We start from the raw sequence: 19,117 nt of genomic DNA, 5'->3' as shown, positions 1-19,117 counted from the left end.
AGTTATGGCTGAATATACAACATCAAAGCCCAGCTGGGTTCCAGAGGAGCCTAATGAGAAGTTTGCCTGTAGTGTTATGGGAGGCATTGAGGGCATCAAGGATACCACTGTAGGCAATATTAATCCCATGCTGACCAGTGGCAAGATGAAGCCTAAGCGGCGCCTTATCATGTCAGAGGATGAATATGTAAATGGCGTTTTGAAAGGGGACCGCATGGTGCTGTCCAGAGCCATAACTCTTATTGAAAGCAACAGCTCTAAGCATTTTGCCAAGGCTCAGCGGGTTTTGCAGAGACTGCTGCCTCACACCGGCAAGGCATTGCGCATAGGAATAACTGGCGTGCCAGGTGCAGGCAAGAGTACAATTATAGAGGTTTTTGGCAATATGCTTTGTGATGCTGGACACAGAGTGGCTGTGCTTTCTGTAGATCCTACCAGTTCTGTGACTAAGGGGTCTATTCTGGGAGATAAAACCAGAATGGGTACTCTTTCCCGTAGGAAGGAGGCCTTTATCCGGCCTTCCCCTGCTGGAGGGACTCTGGGCGGTGTGGCCCGGAAGAGCCGGGAAACCATGTTGATGTGTGAAGCGGCAGGATATGATATTATCTTAATAGAAACCGTTGGTGTAGGTCAGTCAGAAACCACGGTCAGGTCTATGGTAGATTTCTTTATGCTGGTGGTACTGACTGGTGCGGGGGATGATTTGCAGGGCATCAAAAAGGGTATTATGGAGTTGGCAGATGCCATTGTTATTAATAAGGCAGATGGAGATAATCTTCTCAAGGCCAAGGTGGCAAGAGGCGAATATGAACGGATGATAGAATATATTCGCCCGGCCACTCCAGGTTGGCCAACCCATGCCTATATGTGCTCAGCCTATACCAAATTCGGTTTACCAGAACTATGGAAGGTGATTCAGGCCTTCAAAGAGATGACTACAGATAGCGGTGTGTTTAAGAAACGGCGGCAGCATCAGTTGCTGGAGTGGATGAACAGCATGATTGATGAGCATCTCCACAGTCTTTTCTTTGAGGATCCTGTGATTACCGGCAGGATGCCAGAGGTAAAGGAGGCTGTGCTGAAAGGGATTGTTTCGCCAACTCAGGCGGTAAAGGAGTTGGTAGGGATGTTTGATATAGAAAGAGCTGCCTACCGAAGCCGGGACTTCCTGCGTATGGAGGATAAGAAAATCAAATAAGAAAGAAATTCCGTCATTACTGATGCTGCCCCTGAGGTAATGGCGGAATTTTTTTTGCCCAGGTATTGTAAACCAAAAGAATGCTTGTGTTATATGCTGATTTGTGGTATTATGTTTTGGTGTACTATGGTTAAGAATGGGAAAGCTGTGCTCTTGCATGGTATTCCCAACACAAATATTATTCAGGAGGTCATTTGACACAATGGAAGTTAATGTAAAGGAATTGGAAAACTCTCAGGTAGAATTGGAAATTACTGTACCAGCTGCTGAGCTGGATAAGGCTTATGAGGCTGCATACAAGAAGGTTGCTGCCAAGGTTAACATCCCTGGCTTCCGCAAGGGCAAGGCTCCTAAGAAGATTGTTGAGCGTACTGTAGGTCAGGAGTACATTCTGGACGAGGCTGTTGAGGCTATTGCTCCAAAGAAGTTCTTCGAGGCTATTAAGGAGAAGGAGATTGATATCGTAACTCGTCCTGAGTTCGATGTTACCACCAAGGAGCTGGGCAAGGATCTGGTGTTCAAGGTTACTGCTACCAAGAAGCCAGAGGTTAAGCTGGGCGACTACAAGGGTTTGAAGGTTGATGTTAAGAAGGACGAGGTTGATGACGAGGCTGTACAGCTTCAGCTGACTCGTATGCTGGACCGTCAGGCTGATATGGTTGAGGCTGAGGAAGGCGCTGCTGTTGCAAAGGATGATTTCATCACTTTGGATTTCAAGGGCTTTGTTGATGGTGAGGCTTTTGCTGGCGGCGAGGGCAAGGATTATCCTCTGCAGATCGGTTCCAACAGCTTTATCCCAGGCTTTGAGGATCAGCTGGTAGGTGCCAAGGTTGGCGAGGAAATGGATGTAAACGTAACCTTCCCAGAGGAGTATCATGCTGAGGAGCTGAAGGGCAAGCCAGCAGTATTCAAGTGCACTGTAAAGAGCATCAAGAGAAAGGTTCTGCCTGAGCTGAATGATGATTTCGCTAAGAAGGCAAGCACCTTCCAGACTCTGGATGAGCTGAAGGCTGATATCCGTTCCAACCTGGAGAAGTCTGCTGAGAGCAAGTTCGAGGCTGAGAAGCGTGAGGCTGTAATCAAGCAGGCTACTGAGAATGCTGAGGTAGAGATTCCAGAGGTTATGATTGAGAACCGCGTAAATGTTATGATTCAGGAGCTGGCTCTCCGTCTGGAGCAGCAGGGCATGAAGCTGGAGATGTATCTCCAGTATGCAAATACTGATATTAACAAGCTGCGTGAGACTTATAAGGATACCGCTGCTATCAACGTAAAGACCGACTTGGTTCTAGAGGCTGTTGCTAAGGCTGAGGGTATCAAGGTTGAGGCTGAGGAGCTGGATGCAGAGGTTGAGTCCATGGCTAAGGCTTATGGTGCTACCGCTGCCGAGGTAAAGAAGATTATTACCCAGCAGGGCCGTACTGTAGATTTGGTGGAGACTGTTCTCCGTCGCAAGACTGCTCAGATGATTCTGGACAGCGTTGCTGAGTAATTAACGCCTATATTGCTGGTTGGTCAGCGATTATTATGAGGTGATTTTCATGAGTTATGTTCCTATGGTTGTGGAACAGTCCGGTCAGGGAGAGCGTGCCTATGATATTTACTCCCGTTTGTTGAAGGATAGAATTATCTTCCTTAGCGGCGAGGTAGAGGACAATATGGCCAATACCATTGTGGCTCAGATGCTTTTCCTGGAAGCGGAAGATCCTGACAAGGATATTTATTTATATATCAATAGCCCCGGCGGTGTAGTAACCGCCGGCATGGCTATCTATGATACCATGCAGTACATCAAGCCTGATGTATCTACTATCTGTATCGGACAGGCTGCCAGCATGGGTTCCCTGCTGCTTACCGCAGGTGCCAAGGGTAAGCGTTTTGCTCTGCCAAATGCTAGAATTATGATTCATCAGCCATTGGGCGGTGCTAGAGGCCAGTCCACCGATGTACAGATTCAGGCCAAGGAGCTGCTGAGGATTCGTCAGATGTTGAATGAGATTTTGTCTCAGCGCACTGGTAAGTCTATGGAGCAGATTGAGGCTGATACAGAGCGTGATAATTTTATGAGTGCTGCAGAGGCTGTGGAATACGGTTTGGTAGATAAGGTTATCGTCAGAGAGGCAGACACCCAGGAAGATGATAGCAAATAACAGGAGGTAGTAGCATGAGCGTAGATCATCAGGACGGGCTTGTCTGCTCCTTTTGTGGCAAATCTGAGGATATGGTACGGAAGCTGGTAGCAGGCCCAGGGGTTTGCATCTGTGATGAGTGCATTGATATTTGCAATTCCATCATAGAGGGTGAACTGAATGATCAGGAGAACAAAGAAGATGTTCTTCAGGGACTGCCAAAGCCAAAGGAAATCAAGGCATCTCTTGACCAGTATGTTATTGGTCAGGAGGAGGCTAAGAAGTCTCTGGCGGTAGCAGTTTACAACCATTATAAGCGTATCAGGGCAGAGGTGAAGCCCCATCAAGTAAAGGATGTGGAGTTGCAAAAATCCAATATTCTGATGCTGGGACCTACCGGTAGCGGTAAAACCCTGCTGGCCCAGACCTTGGCCCGGATACTGAATGTGCCTTTTGCTGTAGCTGATGCTACCACTCTTACAGAAGCAGGCTATGTAGGCGAGGATGTGGAAAACGTTCTTTTGAAGCTGATACAGGCTGCGGATTACAATATAGAAAGAGCCCAACAGGGAATTATCTATATTGACGAGATTGACAAGATTGCTCGCAAGGGTGAGAATACATCCATTACCAGAGATGTTTCTGGAGAGGGTGTGCAGCAGGCATTGCTGAAGATTTTGGAGGGCACTGTGGCATCAGTACCACCTCAGGGTGGTCGGAAGCATCCACATCAGGAGCTTTTGCAGATTGATACCACTAACATCCTGTTTATCTGTGGTGGTGCCTTTGCCGGTATTGACAAGGTTATTAACAAGCGTATCGGTAAAAAGAGCATGGGCTTTGGAGCGGAAATTCACTCCAAGCAGCAGTTGGATATTGGTCAGCTGTTGCAGAAGCTGGTACCAGATGATTTGATGAAGAGCGGTTTGATACCGGAATTTATCGGACGTCTGCCAGTTGTTGTAACCCTTGCTCCTTTGGATGAAGCTGCTTTGGTAGAGATTTTGACCAAGCCAAAGAACGCTTTGGTTAAGCAGTATCAGCACTTGCTGTCTTTGGATGGCGTGGAGCTGGATTTTGATAAGGAGGCTCTGGGAGCTATTGCTCAGGAGGCTCTCAAACGGAAAACCGGTGCAAGAGGACTCCGCTCTATTATTGAAAAAATAATGAAGAATGTCATGTACGAAATTCCATCTATGGAGGGTGTTAATACCTGCCATGTAACTAAGGATGTTGTACAGAAGGGCATGGAGCCTGAATTGTCCTATGGGGGACAGCAGCGGGAGGCATCTGCCTGATTACATCAGGTAAAATATGAGAAAGATATAGGCGTTGCCTCCGGGTGGCGTCTATATTTATATATACCTATAACTTCTACGGAGGTGAATTTTATGAGTGAAAATGAAATTTTGCGAACATTACCGATTCTTCCTTTGCGGGGGATGGTGGTATTTCCATATATGATGGTACATCTGGATGCTGGTAGAGATCCGTCTATTTCTGCTCTGGAAAAGGCCATGTTGCAGGAGGAGCATCATGTATTTTTGCTGGCACAGCGGGATGCAGATGTGGAGGGACCTGAGATAAAGGATCTTTACAATGTAGGTACTGTGGCAGAGATTAAGCATTTGGTAAAGCTGCCTGACGGTGCAGTACGAGTACTGGTAGAGGGACTTCATAGAGGTCAGATTGTTGAGGTTAATCAGGAGGAAAGCCAGTTTATAGAGGCTCAGATTCGTGAATACGAAGATCCAATTGTCAAAACCACCGAAATGGAGGCTTTGGTAAGGGTTGTGGTTCATGAATTTGAGCAGTGGGTAAAGTCCAGCCAGAAGATACCGGCGGAGGCTATGGTGTCAGTGTCTATTATTGAGGATGCTGGTCGTTTGGCAGATATGATTGCTGGTCATATCAACCTAAAGCTGGAGGATAGACAGCGGATTCTGGAGGCCATAGATGTTAAAGCTCGTTTGGAATGCCTCTACGGCTTTATCAAGCGGGAGCGGGATATTCTGGAAATAGAGCGTAAGATAGGCAGCCGGGTTCGGAAGCAGATAGAAAAAGTTCAGAAGGAATATTATCTGCGGGAAAAAGTAAAGGCCATTCACAAGGAGCTGGGAGATCAGAACGGTATTCAGGGTGATATTGAGGATTTCCAGCAGCGCATGAAGGATGGAAAATATCCTGACTATGTGGTGAAAGCTGTAGATAAGGAGCTAAAGCGGCTGGAGCGCTCTCAGAGCGCCTCTCAGGAGGCTGCAGTTATCAGCACCTATGTGGATAACCTTTTGAGCCTGCCTTGGGAAATTGAGTCCAAGGACATTAATGATATTAAGAGTGCTCAGCAGGTTCTAAACAAGGATCACTATGGTCTGGAGAAAGTAAAGGAGCGTATTCTGGAGTATTTGGCTGTGCGTCAGCTGACAGAGGGACAGAATGCACCTATTCTATGTTTGGTAGGTCCGCCGGGAGTAGGTAAAACCTCTTTGGCTGGTTCTGTGGCTAGAGCTTTGGGACGGAAATTTGCCAGAGCTTCTCTAGGTGGTGTACGGGATGAGGCGGAAATTCGCGGTCATCGTCGTACCTATGTAGGAGCTATGCCGGGCCGCATCTTGGAAGCTCTTAAGAAAACCGGTACCTGCAATCCTGTTTTCCTCCTGGATGAGGTGGACAAGATGGGCAGTGATTACAAGGGAGATCCTACCTCTGCTCTGTTGGAGGTGCTGGATCCAGCTCAGAATAATACCTTTAGTGATCACTATATTGAATTGCCTTTTGATTTGTCAAAGGTACTGTGGATTGTGACCGCTAATGATTTAGGCGGGATTCCAAGACCATTGTTGGACCGTATGGAGGTCATCACCCTTTCCAGTTATACCCAGCAGGAAAAGCTGGAGATCGCCAAGCGGTATCTTCTGCCTAGACAGCGCAGCAAAAATGGTTTGTCTGGCAAGCAGATACGTCTGGGGGCTGGTGTCCTGCAGCAGCTTATTGATGAATATACCAGAGAGTCTGGCGTTCGTGAGCTGGAGCGGGTAATTGGCCATCTTTGCCGTAAGGCAGCCAGAAAGATTGTAGAGGGAGAAGAGGAGTCTGTTTATGTCAGCACCAAGAACCTTACAGATATTCTAGGCAAGGCAAAATTCCCTCACAAGAAATCTCTGCGAAAGCCAGAGGTTGGATTGTGCACTGGCATGGCCTGGACTCAGGTAGGAGGGGATATTCTTCCTACAGAGGTAAATATTTTCCCAGGCAAAGGACAGTTGATTCTAACTGGCAAGCTTGGGGATGTAATGAAGGAATCTGCTCAGGCAGCCCTTTCCTATATTCGCAGTCGTCAGAGCCAACTGGGCTTGAAAGAGGATTTCTACGAGAAGCAGGATATCCATGTACATTTTCCTGAGGGAGCAGTACCAAAGGATGGTCCATCTGCTGGTATAACTATGGCTACGGCTATGGTATCCGGCCTAACCGGCCGAAAGGTTCGCAGTGATGTGGCTATGACAGGTGAGATTACCATTCGAGGTAATGTACTGCCTATTGGAGGCCTTAAGGAGAAGGTATTGGCTGCTTATCGGGAGGGTATAAAGACCATTATTCTGCCTATGGAAAATAAGCGGGATATTGAGGATATTCCAGAGAATGTCCGAGAAAAGCTGGAGTTTGTGCCGGTGGAGCAAATGGATCAGGTATTGACAAAGGCTCTATTGCCAGCAGGAAAGGAGTAAAATGGGAGAACTGACGAAGGATGCCTCTCAGGAGGTTATTATTACTCAGGGCACCTATTTGGCTTCTGCGGTGTGCAAGGAGCAGTATCCAGAGGTTCCCAGGAAAGAAATAGTCTTTATTGGCCGCTCCAATGTGGGGAAGTCCTCCTTGATAAACTCCCTTACCAGAGTAAAGAATCTGGCTCGTGTTTCCAGTCAGCCTGGTAAAACCCAGACCATTAACTTCTACGAAATAGGAGCAAAACTGCCCCAGGTGGAGGAGCGACAGGATTTTTATCTGGTGGATCTGCCTGGCTATGGCTATGCCAAGACTGGGGCAAAGCGACGCAAAATCTGGAGCAAGTTTATTAATGAATATCTTCTGTCCTCCCCTAGGATTCAATTTGTCTGTCAGCTGATAGATGTCAGACATGAGCCTATGGCTTCTGATGTGGAAATGTTCCGCTGGCTAGTGGAGAACAATCTGCCAGTATTGGTAATAGCCACCAAGGCTGATAAGATTGGCAAGAATACTGTAGCCAAGAATGTAGCAGCTATTAAGCGGGGCTTAGGGATTCCAGATTTGGATGTGCTGCCCTATTCGTCCTTGAAAAATCAAGGACGACAGGAGCTTTTGCAAGTTATTGCTGATTGCTTAGGGGAAGCTGAGGAATAAGGTGCATGATGAAGCTAACAAAGTTGGATAAAGAAATTTTGAATCTGCTGCAGGGAAACTTGCAGTTGGAGCCAAGGCCCTTTCAGCTTATAGGGAAGCAGTTGGGCCTTAGTGAGGAGCAGGTTATCAGCCGTCTCCAGCAGCTGAAGGCAGGAGGTTATATTCGCAAGATAGGAGCCTTCTTCAATTCGGATAAGCTGGGCTATCAGGGAACCTTGGTGGCTCTGCGGGTAAAGCCTGAGCTTATGGAGGAAACCGCCATCTTTATCAATCAGTTTCCGGGGATTACCCATAATTATCAACGGGAAGGGCGGTATAATCTCTGGTTTACTTTGATTACCCCTAATGAAAGATTAAGACAGGATATTCTGACTCAGATACGGCAGCTGCCGGGAGTAGAGGATGCCATGGATTTAAGTGCCCGTCGCAAATACAAAATTAATGTGCAGTTTAATCTGCGTTAGGTTTTGGCCCTATGGCAAAGGCTTGGGGATAGTAATAAATAATATTCTGAAATAGAGGTAGAAGATGGAAATAACAGAGCTGGATAAAAAAATCGTCAGAGCCATGCAGGACGAACTGCCTCTGGTGGCAGAGCCCTTTAAGCTGATTGCTGAGGAAATCGACAGTACAGAGGAGGAAGTCTTGGCCAGGCTGAGGCTTATGAAGGAGGATGGTGCCCTGCGCAAGATGGGGGCTGTGCTCAGACATAGAGAGGTAGGCTTTAGAGCCAATGCCTTGGGTGTCTGGGTGGTGCCGGAGGAACGGATGGATCAGGTGGCTGAGATAATGTGCAGCCATATGGCCGTAACCCATTGCTATGATAGAAATGTCATGCCAGATTGGCCCTATAATTTCTATACCATGATACATGGCACCAGCCGGGAGGACTGTCAGCAAATTGCTCAGGATTTGGCCAAGGAAACTGGTATCAGCCAGTATGAGCTGTTATATACTGGCCGGGAATGGAAAAAAACATCCATGAAATACTTTGTATAAATTTCCACAGCAAAAAAGACTCATGAAATGCCGTATAGGGCATCCCATGAGTCTTTTTTAATTCTTAAATAAATCCTTATGCATATTAATAACTTCCCCTATAACCATTTTGCCACGAATATCAGCATGTAAGCCATCATTGGCCCACTCTGGTGCCATAATGGTATGGGTGCTGTCATAAAAATAAGGCTCCAAATCAATATAGTATTCTTGCTGGCGAATATAACGATTAATTTTCTCCAGTTTGTTGCGCCAATTAGGATCTGTTGGCGTGTGGAAGGCCAGCATGATATTATCAGGATTGATAGGAGGCAAGGTCATAAGAATAGGCCGAATATCATTGTCCTGACATTTTTTTACAATCTGCTTTAGATCATTGATAACCATCTGACCGGTGATATGGGTAGCTCTCAGACTGTTGGAGCCAGTCATAATCAAGAGATTTTTAGGCCTTAGCGGCAGGACATCCCTATCGAATCTGGCCAAGGTAGTGGTGGAGGTATCTCCGCTGCGACCTAGATTGATACAGGGTTCATCCATATAGGTGGTGTAGCTGTACTCCAGACTGGCTGGGGAAAAGGAAACTGCACCGCCACCGTGGGTAATACTGTCTCCAAAGGCAGCCACTAAAGGCCGCGTGATATGATTTGGCACCTGAAAGCTATCGGTGTCGGAATAAACCCCTACTGTATTGCCATTGGCATCCAGCCCTCGAACCCGCCAATAGTAGGTGCCGGCATAATATCTGGCATATTCATCATAGCAGCTAAAGGCGTTGGTCACAGTTTTGGCCCAATAGCGGTCTGGGGTAGGGTCAGTATTGTTTTCCTGAGTAGGTGGCTTGGTTAAAAGCTCCACCTCGTAGCGTTCAGCCCCCAGCATAGGAATCCATGTAAACACTGGATATATAGGCTGGCTAAAATCAGGCATTCTATCAAATTTGTTCAATACAGGCTTATTGGGAACAGCCTTGTGGCCATCCATGTAGATAGGTTCTGCCGTGGAATAAACTCCCAGAGGCTCGTGACGCAGGTTTAGGGCACGAACCCGCCAGTACACAACTGGCAAATTACGGTAGGGTGTTAAATCAATCTGTAGACCATTGGTAAATACCTGTCTGGTGCCATAGAGATGATTTGTTGTAGAAAAGCTCTGGGTGTTTTCCGTATCTGGTGGTCCAGATAAAAGCTCCAGCTCATAGAGCACCCCATCAGGAATACTGTGCCAAATAAGAAATGGCTTTAAGCTGGCAGGCTTATCGGCAGGATATTTGGTAATGGGAACTGGACGAATTGGCTCCCGGTAATTCCCATTGGGAATCAAGGTTTCATCATCAGAAACCTTGCCAAAGATGCCATAGGCCGTAATCCTGTAATAGGCAGGAATAGCTGTAGGAGGTACCACATAGGTATCGTTCATGGTATAGGCTGAGGCAACCTTGTGGTATTCAGGTTCTCCTTCCACCAGACCTGTAGTTTTGTAATAAGTATCTACCTGATAAAAGCAGGGATAGGGATAACGGCTCCAGGATAGCAGTGTATCTCCATTTTCTTCTGTAAAGCTAGCAGAAACACGGTAATTCTTCAGGCCCAGCAGGTCAGTTTTTTCCGTGAGAAATATGCATAATATAGTAAAACAGCAAATAATAGTTAAAAATGAGAAAAAACAAATAAAAAGTTTTCGCATAAATACAAACTCCAGTAAAATAATTACTTATTATTATACATTAATTTGTCAGGTGTAACAATAATACCTTTTACAAATGTATGAAATATTAGTATAATTATTGGTACTGACACAACTTTTTTGCAGGTGTGTATTAGTGAATTATTATGAAATTATAGATAAGGAAATGATGATATGTCGTTAAATCAGGATTTTATTAGAGAAGCCAGTGCTTTGCTAGGGCAGGAGCAGTTTTTCGTTAGTGAGCCTATGAGCAAGCATACCACCTTTAATATTGGCGGGCCGGCAGATTATTTGCTCTTCCCTGCTAATATGGAGCAGCTTTCCCAGATATTTGTGCTGTTAAAGAATTATGATATTCCTCATACTATTTTAGGCAATGGCTCCAATGTACTGGTGCTGGATAAGGGAATCCGTGGGGCTGTTATCAAGATGCACGCTCCTATGAGCTACAAGCGCTGTGAGGGAAATAGAATTATTGCAGGGGCAGGTGCCTATTTAAAGCATGTATCCCAGTTTGCGGCGGAAAATGGGCTGACAGGCATGGAATTTGCCTGTGGCATACCAGGCAGTCTTGGTGGAGCAGTATTTATGAATGCGGGTGCCTACGATGGTGATATGTCAGGTATTGTGGTGCAGGTCAAGACTGTTACCCACAATGGCAAGATTCTTACCTACGAGAAGGATGAACTGGATTTTGGTTACCGTCACAGTGTTTTCCAGCATAATGGACAGGCAATTTGCGAGATTACTTTGGAGCTGGCTTCGGGAGACAAGGAAGCTATTCAGGCCAAGATAGATGATTTTACCCAGCGGCGGGAAAGCAAGCAGCCTTTGGAAATGCCAAGCGCAGGCAGTACCTTCAAGCGTCCTCAGGGATATTTTGCTGGCACCCTTATTGACGAAACTGGCCTGAAGGGCTTGCAGGTAGGTGGGGCGCAGATTTCCACCAAGCATGCAGGCTTTGTGGTAAATTCTGGCAATGCTACAGCAGCAGATGTATTGAAACTTATTAAAGAGGTGCAGGATAGGGTTTATGCCAAAAATGGCGTGAAGCTTTTCCCAGAGGTTAGAATCATCGGCGAGCAATAAGCAAAGATTAAAAGGGGGCATGAAGGTGGCCAAGGAGATAGAGCGTAAGTTTCTCATTAAAAGGGAGCTGTGGCAGCCTCAAAGTCCAGGGATGGAGATTCGTCAGGGCTATCTTTCTCTAGATCCTGAGCGGACGGTACGGGTGCGTACTAAAGGTGCTAAGGGATATCTTACCATAAAGGGAAAAAATCAGGGCATATCCCGTACAGAGCTGGAATATGAAATTCCCTATGAGGAAGCCAGTCAAATGTTAGAGGAATTGTGTCTCCATCCTTTGGTGGAAAAGACTCGTTATCTGGAGCAGCATGGACAGCAGCTTTGGGAGATAGATATATTTGCTGGAGATAATGAAGGGCTGGCTGTGGCAGAGGCAGAGCTTCCCTCAGAGGATACGGCTCTGGCTTTGCCTATTTGGATTGACCGGGAGGTTTCTGGGGAAGCTAGGTATTACAATTCCAGCCTGATAAAGCTACCTTACAAAAATTGGTAGGACAATGTTAGAGTTGTTACACTTTTATTGGAGTGTAAATATAAAAGTTTTATATATGTGGAATAATGTAATTTCCTAGTGGAAAAAAACTCAAAAATAGGGTTTTGTGGATTAATAAAAGACGAAAATCCAATCAGAAAATACAAGGTGTAATATTTCTTTACAGAAAAGGTTGACAAATTGCTAGGAATGAGTGATAATAGACAAAGCTCAACGAAAACTTGTTAGACAAAATTCTTGAGCAGATGGTATAGGAGGGATTTTCTTGAAGCACGTATTGTCTGTTCTGGTAAAAAATAGGACCGGCGTTTTGGTTCGAGTAGCTAGTATGTTTTCGCGTCGGGAGTTCAATATCGACAGCTTGGCTGTAGGTATTACAGAATCTCCTGAGTTCTCTCGTATCACCTTGGTGGTACATGGAGATGAGTATCTGGTGGATCAGATGATGAAGCAGCTGGAAAAGCTGCCGGAGGTGGAAGCTGTCCAGCGTTTGGATGACGGAAGCTCTGTTTATCGTGGTATGACCATGATAAAGGTTAAGGCTGATGATACCAACAGATTAGATGTGTTAAAAATGGCTGAGCTCTTTAGAGCTAGAGTCATTGATGTGCAGCCCACTACCTTGATTTTTGAGGTTACTGGTGATGACGACAAGGTAACGGCTTTTACCCGCCTCTTGAAGCCATACGGTATTTTGGAAATCATTCGAACCGGTCTTATTGGACTGGAGCGGGGGGAGCACACCATACAAGAACATTGTGAGGAGAGAGATTACTATGGCAAAAACTTATTATGATCAGGATGCAAATTGGAGCCTCATGAACGGGAAGACCGTTGCCATTATTGGTTATGGCAGCCAGGGACATGCCCATGCACTGAACCTGAAGGAAAGCGGTGCTAATGTTATTGTTGGCCTGTATGAGGGTTCCAAGTCCAAGAAGGTTGCAGAAGAGCACGGTCTGAAGGTTTGCAATGTAGCTGAGGCTGTAAAGCAGGCTGATATTACCATGGTTCTGATTCCTGATGAGAAGCAGTCCGATGTATACAAGGCTGAGATTAAGCCAAATCTGAAGTCTGGCAGCGCTCTGGCTTTTGCTCATGGTTTCAATATTCATTATCAGCAGATTATACCTCCTGCTGATGTAGATGTATTCATGGTAGCACCAAAGGGACCTGGTCATCTGGTACGTCGTACCTACACTGAGGGTTCCGGTGTTCCTGCAGTATTCGCTGTTTATCAGGATGCTAGCGGTCAGTGCTTTGATCTGGCTTTGGCTTATGCTAAGGGTGTTGGTGCAACTCGTTCCGGCGTTCTCCAGACTACCTTCCGTGATGAGACTGAAGAGGATCTCTTCGGTGAGCAGGCTGTACTGTGCGGCGGCGTTTGCCAGCTGATGCAGACTGGTTTCGAGGTTCTGGTTGAGGCTGGTTATCCACCTGAGATGGCATATTTCGAGTGCTTCCATGAGATGAAGCTCATCGTTGACCTGTGCTATGAGGGCGGCTTCACCAAGATGCGTAAGTCTATTTCCGATACTGCAGAGTATGGCGACTACATGGTTGGTCCTCGTATTATTACCGAGGAAACCAAGAAGGAAATGAAGAAGGTTCTGAAGGAAATTCAGGATGGTACTTTTGCTCGCAACTGGCTGTTGGAGAACCGTTCCGCTGGCCGTGCAAACTTCCTGATGCAGCGTCGTCTCCATGCAGAGCATCCAATCGAGAAGGTTGGCGCAGAACTGCGTAACATGATGCCTTGGCTGAAGAATGGTGCAGACCTTTCCAAGGACTAATCCAAGCAAATTAAACTAGAAATTTAGCGAATAGGCTTATGCTATAGTGGCATAAGCCTATTTGTAGCATAATGACGAGGTGTATGTAATGGGAATGAATATGACAGAAAAAATCCTGGCCAAGCATGCTGGTTTGGATTCTGTAACTGCTGGACAGCTTATTTTCTGCCAGCTGGATATGGTATTAGCCAATGATGTAACTGCTCCTCCTGCTATCAAGGAGTTTGAGAAAATCGGTCGTCCAGTATTTGATAATACTAAGATTGCGCTGGTGCCAGATCATTTTACTCCTAACAAGGATATTAAGGCAGCAGGTCTGGCCAAGACTGTGCGGGAATTTGCCAAGAAGCATCAGATTAAGAATTACTTTGAAATTGGCCGGGTAGGTATCGAGCATGTTATTTTGCCAGAAAAGGGTATTGTAGGCCCTGGTATGCTTACCATAGGTGCAGATTCCCATACCTGTACCTATGGCGCAGTTAACGGTTTTTCTACTGGTGTTGGTTCCACTGACCTAGGGGTGGCTATGGCTACTGGTCAGGCTTGGTTCAAGGTGCCAAAGGCTATCAAGGTTGTACTTACTGGCAAAAAGCCAAAGTACATCTGTGGTAAGGATGTCATTCTGACTCTGATTGGCATGATTGGCGTAGATGGTGCACTCTACAAGGCAATTGAATTTGCTGGTGAGGGTGTAGCTGAGCTGACTATGACAGACCGTCTTACAATAAGCAATATGGCCATTGAGGCCGGTGGCAAGAATGGTATTTTCCCATTTGATGAAATTACCAAGGAATATGTAGAGGGCAGAGTGCAGCAGCCATATGAGGCTGTAGCTCCTGATGAGGATGCCAGCTATGAAAAGGTAATCGAGATAGATCTTTCCAAGCTGACACCAGTGGTGGCTTTCCCACATCTGCCTGGCAACACTCATCCAGTGTCTGAGATTGACAAGATAAAGATAGATCAGGTGGTAATTGGTTCCTGTACCAATGGACGTCTGGAGGATCTCCGTCAGGCTGCAGAGGTGTTGAAGGGCCATAGTGTACATCCAGATGTACGCTGTATTGTAATTCCAGGTTCCCAGCAGGTTTATTTGGATGCTGTTCATGAGGGACTGGTAGATATCTTTATTAATGCTGGCGCAGCTGTCAGCACTCCAACCTGCGGACCATGTCTTGGTGCCCATATGGGTATTATGGCAGCAGGGGAGAAGGCTGTTTCCACCACCAATCGTAATTTCCGTGGCCGTATGGGCCATGTTGACTCCGAGGTATATCTGGCTGGCCCATATGTGGCAGCTGCCAGTGCAATTCTCGGTTATATCGCAGTTCCAGAGGAGGTAAATTAAGATGAGCTTAGAAGGAAAGGTTTGGCGCTACGGCGACAATATTGATACAGATGTAATTATTCCTGCCCGCTATCTGAACTCCTTTGATCCCAAGGATTTGGCTGCTCATTGCATGGAGGATAGCGATGAGCATCAGGAGGCTCCTTTTGCTGCCAATGTGGTAGAGGGGGATATTCTGGTAGGTGGCAAGAACTTTGGCTGTGGCTCCTCCCGCGAACATGCCCCTGTAGCTATCAAGGCTTCTGGTGTGCCTGTGGTAATTGCAGCAGATTTTGCCCGTATCTTCTACCGTAACGGCATTAATATCGGTTTGCCACTGCTGGAAATCGGCGATGATGTGGAGAAAATTCATCATGGAGACAAGCTGCGGGTGGATACTTCCACTGGTGTGATTGAGAATCTTACCACTGGTGATGTATTCCACGCTCAGCCATTGCCAGGCTTTGTACAGGATATTGCCAAGGCCGGCGGGTTGATTAATTATATCAAGGCCAAGGGCTGATTGAGTATAAAAATAATACCGACCTGATAAGGGACAAAATTCTCTTGCTCAGGTCGGTATTTTGTGTTTATTAGGGTTTAAACGTAGATATATTCTGCCATAACTGGCTGTAAATCATGATTTAGCAGGCTTTGATATACATCATCGACAGTGCGGGTGTCAGAGATTTCAAATTGTGCATCTCCTTTGTCCTTTGCTTCAGTGCAATGCTCACCAATGGCCGTGCTGACGCCGGCAGATATTTTGGTAGCAGCAATTTTTACCAGATTGTCTCGGACTCTGGCACATTCTCTGGTGGAAACCGTTATGCTGGCAAAGGGCATAAAGAGCCGATAGGCACAAACCACCTGCAGAAGCTGGGCTTCATGCACATCCATTGGATTGATTTTGTCGTTGTTGATAATCGGCCGCAAACGAGGGCAGGAAAAAGCAATTTCTGCCTGGGGATATTTTTTTTGCAAATAATAGGCATGCATACCGGTAGCCAGAGCATCCTTGCGGAAATCATCTAGTCCCAGCAGAGCGGCAAAGCCTACACCTCTCATGCCACCCTTTAGCGCTCGTTCCTGAGCATAAAAGCGGTATGGGAAGATGCGCTTGTGACCTGCCAAATGGAGAGTTTCATATTTGTCGGCATGATAGGTTTCCTGAAAAACTGTTACATAATCAGCGCCGCATTGGTGAAGATAGGCATAATCCTCACTGTTCATAGGATAAACTTCCAAGCCAATAATTCGGAAATATTTCCTGGCTATCTTGCAGGCTTCTCCAATGTATTCCACTGTGGATTTTTGACGGCTTTCCCCAGTGAGAATCAGGATTTCCTGAAGTCCGCTTTGGGCAATGGCTGCCATTTCCTTGTCAATTTCCTCATAGGTAAGCTGGGCTCGACGAATGTGGTTGTAACGGTTAAAGCCACAGTAGATACAGAAGTTTTCACAGTAATTAGCAATATAGATAGGGGTAAAAAGACAAATTGAATTGCCAAAATGCTTTTCCTTTTCCACCTTGGCCTGCTGGGCAATTTCTTCCAAAAAAGGCAGAGCGGCTGGGGAAAGGAGGGCACGGAAATCCTCTGGTGTCTTACGGCTGTGCTGTAGAGCCCGTCGTACATCCTGAGCTGTATAGCTATCGTAATCATAGCTTTCCATATCCGCCACAACTCTGTCCAGCAAATCGCTGTCCAGCACCTCCATATCCGGCATATATTCCATATGGTTGCTGCGGTTTTCTTTGGCTAAAAAGGCTTTGGCCTCCTGGCTGATAATACTTTCATTAAGATGTTCATCCTTGCTCATATTCACTTCTCCTTAGTCCCGTAAGTATCCTGTCAGAGGGGAGGAGGCACTACCCTTGTCCTGAATCCGTCCCAGCTTTGCCTTGCAGGCTAGGTGACCTGCCTCAATAGCCAGCCTGAAGGCCTCTGCCATAGCTGGAATATCGCCAGCAGTGGCAATGGCGGTGTTGGCCATAATGGCCGCGGCACCCATTTCCATAGCTTCACAAGCCTGAGATGGTCTGCCAATGCCAGCATCTACAATAATTGGCAATTCAATTTCATCAATGAGAATCTGAATAAACTCCTTGGTGCACAGACCTTTGTTGGTGCCGATAGGAGCCCCTAAAGGCATAATGGCAGCTGCTCCTACATTGGTCAAGTCTCGAGCTACATTCAAATCAGGATACATATAGGGGAGGACAGTAAAGCCTTCCTTGGCAAGAATTTCCGTAGCCTTAATGGTTTCCTGATTATCAGGCAGGAGATATTTGCTATCCCGCATGATTTCGATTTTTACCAAATCGCTGTGACAAAGCTCTCTGGACAAGCGGGCAATCCGCACCGCCTCGTCGGCATTTCTGGCCCCAGAGGTGTTAGGTAAAAGGGTGATATGCTCAGGAATATAATCAAGAATATTGGCCATGCCGCCATCGTTAACTCGACGGAGAGCCAAAGTAATAATATCTGCCTGGGCATTTTCCACGGCAGCCTTAATCAGATTGAGGGAATATTTGCCGGAACCTAAAATAAAACGGGATTTGAATTCATGCTTGCCTAATTTCCAAGTCATTTTTCTGCCTCTTTTCCTAAATGTTCAATAATTAATTCTGCTACCATATTTGCCTCATGTCCTGCGCAAATTGCTACTCTTGGGGCCATGAGGGGCTGAGCTTCATTGCTGCTGATATTGTCCCCGCAAAGGTAAAATTTGGACATGATAGCCTTGGTTTGAATCAAATTGCTTTTGCCATAGCCTGCCATGCCATTGCCGGAAACAAGCCATTTATCTGGCAGCTGCTCCAAAACCGTATTTGCCAGCATAGCCTTGTTCTCTGGTACATCAAAGGCTTCGCAAATAATGTCAGCATCTGAAAATAGAGTAGCTACATTGCTGGCTGTGATTTTCAAACAATCTGTACTTACCCGAATATAGGGATTGATTTCCAGAATCTGTTTTTTTAGGGCCTCTGTTTTGTACTGGCCTAAGTGGTGGATAAAATAATGCTGTCTGTTAAGATTGGTTAAATCTACCCGGTCAAAATCCACCAGATGAAGCTGTCCTACACCTATGCGGGCTAGTCCAATAGCAATATTGGAGCCAAGGCCTCCCAGACCTGCAATGGCAATCTTGGCCTTCTGCAGTTTGTCCTGCAATGCCTTGCCATGACGCTGGCAGAGGGCAGCATAGATTTCCTCCTGTGATGGCACAGTATCAGCCTCCTCCTACAAAGGATACTATTTCCAGAGTATCCTCAGCTTTGATTTCCTGTTGTTCATAAGCACTTTTAGGTACAATTTGTCCATTTAGCTCTACTGCTACTCGGTCTGTTTTATGATTTTGCGCCTGTAGGAACTGTTGAATAGTGGTTTTTTCTGCCAAATCCACTATTTGACCGTTGATTTTGGCTTGAATCATTATTTTCACCTCCAAACAAAAAAGAGTCCACAAAAAAGTACACCCGCGGTGGTGCACCCCTTCATGAACTCCTGTTCAATCACTTGGTCAACTCTATAAAAATATTGAGAAATAAATACTAATATGTACTTATTTCATATTTCATAATAAGTGTAATGTTTTTTGCATATATTGTCAAGAAAGAGATTTTTTCTAGTGGAATATTGACACGTATATCGCAATATTGTGATATATAAAATAAGAGGTGAATGTTATGATAGAAAATAAGGATTTAAAAGAGTTACAGGATATGGCAGAGATGCTAAAGGCATTGGCTCATCCGGTTAGATTGTGTATTGCCAGAGGCTTGTGGCGTAATGGCAGCTGTAATGTAACCCATATGCAAAACTGCTTGGAGGCGCCTCAGTCTACTGTATCTCAGCATGTTGGCAAGCTGCGTCAGGCAGGTATTATTGAGGGACAGCGAAAGGGTTTGGAGATTACCTATAGCATTAAGGATAAGCGGATAGAGAAGCTGCTGTCCTGTTTGTTTGCAACAGAGGAAAAACAGGAGGAATAATATGGCGGTAAAACGAAAGGCGA

20 protein-coding genes are annotated in these 19,117 nt (G+C 45.9%); 15 read left to right on the top strand and 5 right to left on the bottom strand.

The genetic code is table 11. From position 1 onward, the window contains the following. The first annotated feature begins 4 nt into the window (after positions 1-4). The 8 genes from meaB to ahbB all read left to right on the top strand — a co-directional run bounded on the left by meaB (position 5) and on the right by ahbB (position 8,709). Positions 5-1,198, top strand: coding sequence for a methylmalonyl Co-A mutase-associated GTPase MeaB (gene meaB / locus I6E26_RS01370; RefSeq protein WP_235320029.1), 1,194 nt, complete (start codon positions 5-7; stop codon positions 1,196-1,198). Positions 1,199-1,400: 202 nt separating this feature from the next. Beyond that, the gene (gene tig / locus I6E26_RS01365) at positions 1,401-2,690 is read left to right on the top strand and encodes a trigger factor (RefSeq protein WP_235320028.1); all 1,290 of its coding nucleotides are present in this window, start codon (positions 1,401-1,403) and stop codon (positions 2,688-2,690) included. Positions 2,691-2,739: 49 nt separating this feature from the next. Beyond that, positions 2,740-3,348 carry an ATP-dependent Clp endopeptidase proteolytic subunit ClpP gene (clpP, locus tag I6E26_RS01360; RefSeq protein WP_235320027.1) on the top strand — a complete coding sequence of 203 codons (609 nt, stop codon included), beginning with the start codon at positions 2,740-2,742 and terminating at the stop codon, positions 3,346-3,348. A gap of 14 nt (positions 3,349-3,362) precedes the next feature. Continuing rightward, entirely contained in the window at positions 3,363-4,625 is a 1,263-nt protein-coding gene (gene clpX / locus I6E26_RS01355; protein WP_235320026.1) for an ATP-dependent Clp protease ATP-binding subunit ClpX, read from the top strand. Between the two features lie 93 nt (positions 4,626-4,718). Then, positions 4,719-7,055 carry an endopeptidase La gene (lon, locus tag I6E26_RS01350; RefSeq protein WP_235320025.1) on the top strand — a complete coding sequence of 779 codons (2,337 nt, stop codon included), beginning with the start codon at positions 4,719-4,721 and terminating at the stop codon, positions 7,053-7,055. A 1-nt stretch (position 7,056) separates the two neighbouring features. Beyond that, on the top strand, positions 7,057-7,710 hold the full coding sequence (gene yihA / locus I6E26_RS01345; protein ID WP_235320024.1) for a ribosome biogenesis GTP-binding protein YihA/YsxC: 654 nt from the start codon (positions 7,057-7,059) through the stop codon (positions 7,708-7,710). A 5-nt stretch (positions 7,711-7,715) separates the two neighbouring features. Next, a complete protein-coding gene (gene ahbA, locus I6E26_RS01340) occupies positions 7,716-8,174 on the top strand; it encodes a siroheme decarboxylase subunit alpha (RefSeq protein ID WP_235320023.1) in 459 nt (152 codons plus the stop codon). Positions 8,175-8,238: 64 nt separating this feature from the next. Continuing rightward, positions 8,239-8,709 (top strand): siroheme decarboxylase subunit beta, encoded by a 471-nt coding sequence (gene ahbB, locus I6E26_RS01335; protein WP_235320022.1) that lies wholly within the window; start codon positions 8,239-8,241, stop codon positions 8,707-8,709. Positions 8,710-8,766: 57 nt separating this feature from the next. Here the strand turns inward: ahbB and I6E26_RS01330 are convergent, their stop codons facing one another. Further along, positions 8,767-10,395, bottom strand: coding sequence for an SGNH/GDSL hydrolase family protein (locus I6E26_RS01330; RefSeq protein WP_235320021.1), 1,629 nt, complete (start codon positions 10,393-10,395; stop codon positions 8,767-8,769). A gap of 174 nt (positions 10,396-10,569) precedes the next feature. Between I6E26_RS01330 and murB the strand changes: the two genes are divergently transcribed. The 6 genes from murB to I6E26_RS01300 all read left to right on the top strand — a co-directional run bounded on the left by murB (position 10,570) and on the right by I6E26_RS01300 (position 15,620). Next, positions 10,570-11,487, top strand: coding sequence for a UDP-N-acetylmuramate dehydrogenase (murB, locus tag I6E26_RS01325; protein ID WP_235320020.1), 918 nt, complete (start codon positions 10,570-10,572; stop codon positions 11,485-11,487). Between the two features lie 25 nt (positions 11,488-11,512). After that, the gene (locus I6E26_RS01320) at positions 11,513-11,977 is read left to right on the top strand and encodes a CYTH domain-containing protein (RefSeq protein ID WP_235320019.1); all 465 of its coding nucleotides are present in this window, start codon (positions 11,513-11,515) and stop codon (positions 11,975-11,977) included. Positions 11,978-12,242: 265 nt separating this feature from the next. Further along, positions 12,243-12,773, top strand: coding sequence for an acetolactate synthase small subunit (gene ilvN / locus I6E26_RS01315; RefSeq protein WP_235320018.1), 531 nt, complete (start codon positions 12,243-12,245; stop codon positions 12,771-12,773). After that, positions 12,754-13,770, top strand: coding sequence for a ketol-acid reductoisomerase (gene ilvC, locus I6E26_RS01310; protein ID WP_235320017.1), 1,017 nt, complete (start codon positions 12,754-12,756; stop codon positions 13,768-13,770). The genes ilvN and ilvC overlap by 20 nt, the downstream gene beginning before the upstream one ends. A gap of 88 nt (positions 13,771-13,858) precedes the next feature. Next, on the top strand, positions 13,859-15,118 hold the full coding sequence (leuC, locus tag I6E26_RS01305; RefSeq protein ID WP_235320016.1) for a 3-isopropylmalate dehydratase large subunit: 1,260 nt from the start codon (positions 13,859-13,861) through the stop codon (positions 15,116-15,118). A gap of 1 nt (position 15,119) precedes the next feature. Then, positions 15,120-15,620, top strand: a complete 501-nt coding sequence (locus I6E26_RS01300) for a 3-isopropylmalate dehydratase small subunit (protein WP_235320015.1) — start codon at positions 15,120-15,122, stop codon at positions 15,618-15,620. 77 nt (positions 15,621-15,697) lie between these two features. Here the strand turns inward: I6E26_RS01300 and thiH are convergent, their stop codons facing one another. The 4 genes from thiH to thiS are packed head-to-tail and all read right to left on the bottom strand — an operon-like array spanning position 15,698 to position 18,535. Then, entirely contained in the window at positions 15,698-16,918 is a 1,221-nt protein-coding gene (gene thiH / locus I6E26_RS01295; RefSeq protein WP_235320014.1) for a 2-iminoacetate synthase ThiH, read from the bottom strand. A 12-nt stretch (positions 16,919-16,930) separates the two neighbouring features. Next, entirely contained in the window at positions 16,931-17,689 is a 759-nt protein-coding gene (locus I6E26_RS01290; protein ID WP_235320013.1) for a thiazole synthase, read from the bottom strand. Continuing rightward, positions 17,686-18,327: a sulfur carrier protein ThiS adenylyltransferase ThiF gene (gene thiF, locus I6E26_RS01285; protein WP_235320012.1), complete on the bottom strand. Its 642-nt coding sequence runs from the start codon at positions 18,325-18,327 to the stop codon at positions 17,686-17,688. The genes I6E26_RS01290 and thiF overlap by 4 nt, the downstream gene beginning before the upstream one ends. A 4-nt stretch (positions 18,328-18,331) precedes the next feature. Continuing rightward, positions 18,332-18,535 (bottom strand): sulfur carrier protein ThiS, encoded by a 204-nt coding sequence (gene thiS / locus I6E26_RS01280; protein WP_235320011.1) that lies wholly within the window; start codon positions 18,533-18,535, stop codon positions 18,332-18,334. A 253-nt stretch (positions 18,536-18,788) separates the two neighbouring features. Between thiS and I6E26_RS01275 the strand changes: the two genes are divergently transcribed. After that, positions 18,789-19,094, top strand: coding sequence for an ArsR/SmtB family transcription factor (locus I6E26_RS01275; RefSeq protein ID WP_235320010.1), 306 nt, complete (start codon positions 18,789-18,791; stop codon positions 19,092-19,094). Positions 19,095-19,117: the final 23 nt, after the last annotated feature.

The sequence above is a fragment of the Anaerovibrio lipolyticus genome (assembly GCF_021531495.1).
Lineage (GTDB): Bacteria > Bacillota > Negativicutes > Selenomonadales > Selenomonadaceae > Anaerovibrio.
Note: the sequence above shows the minus strand (reverse complement) of the source record. Positions and strands in the feature narration are given on the sequence as shown.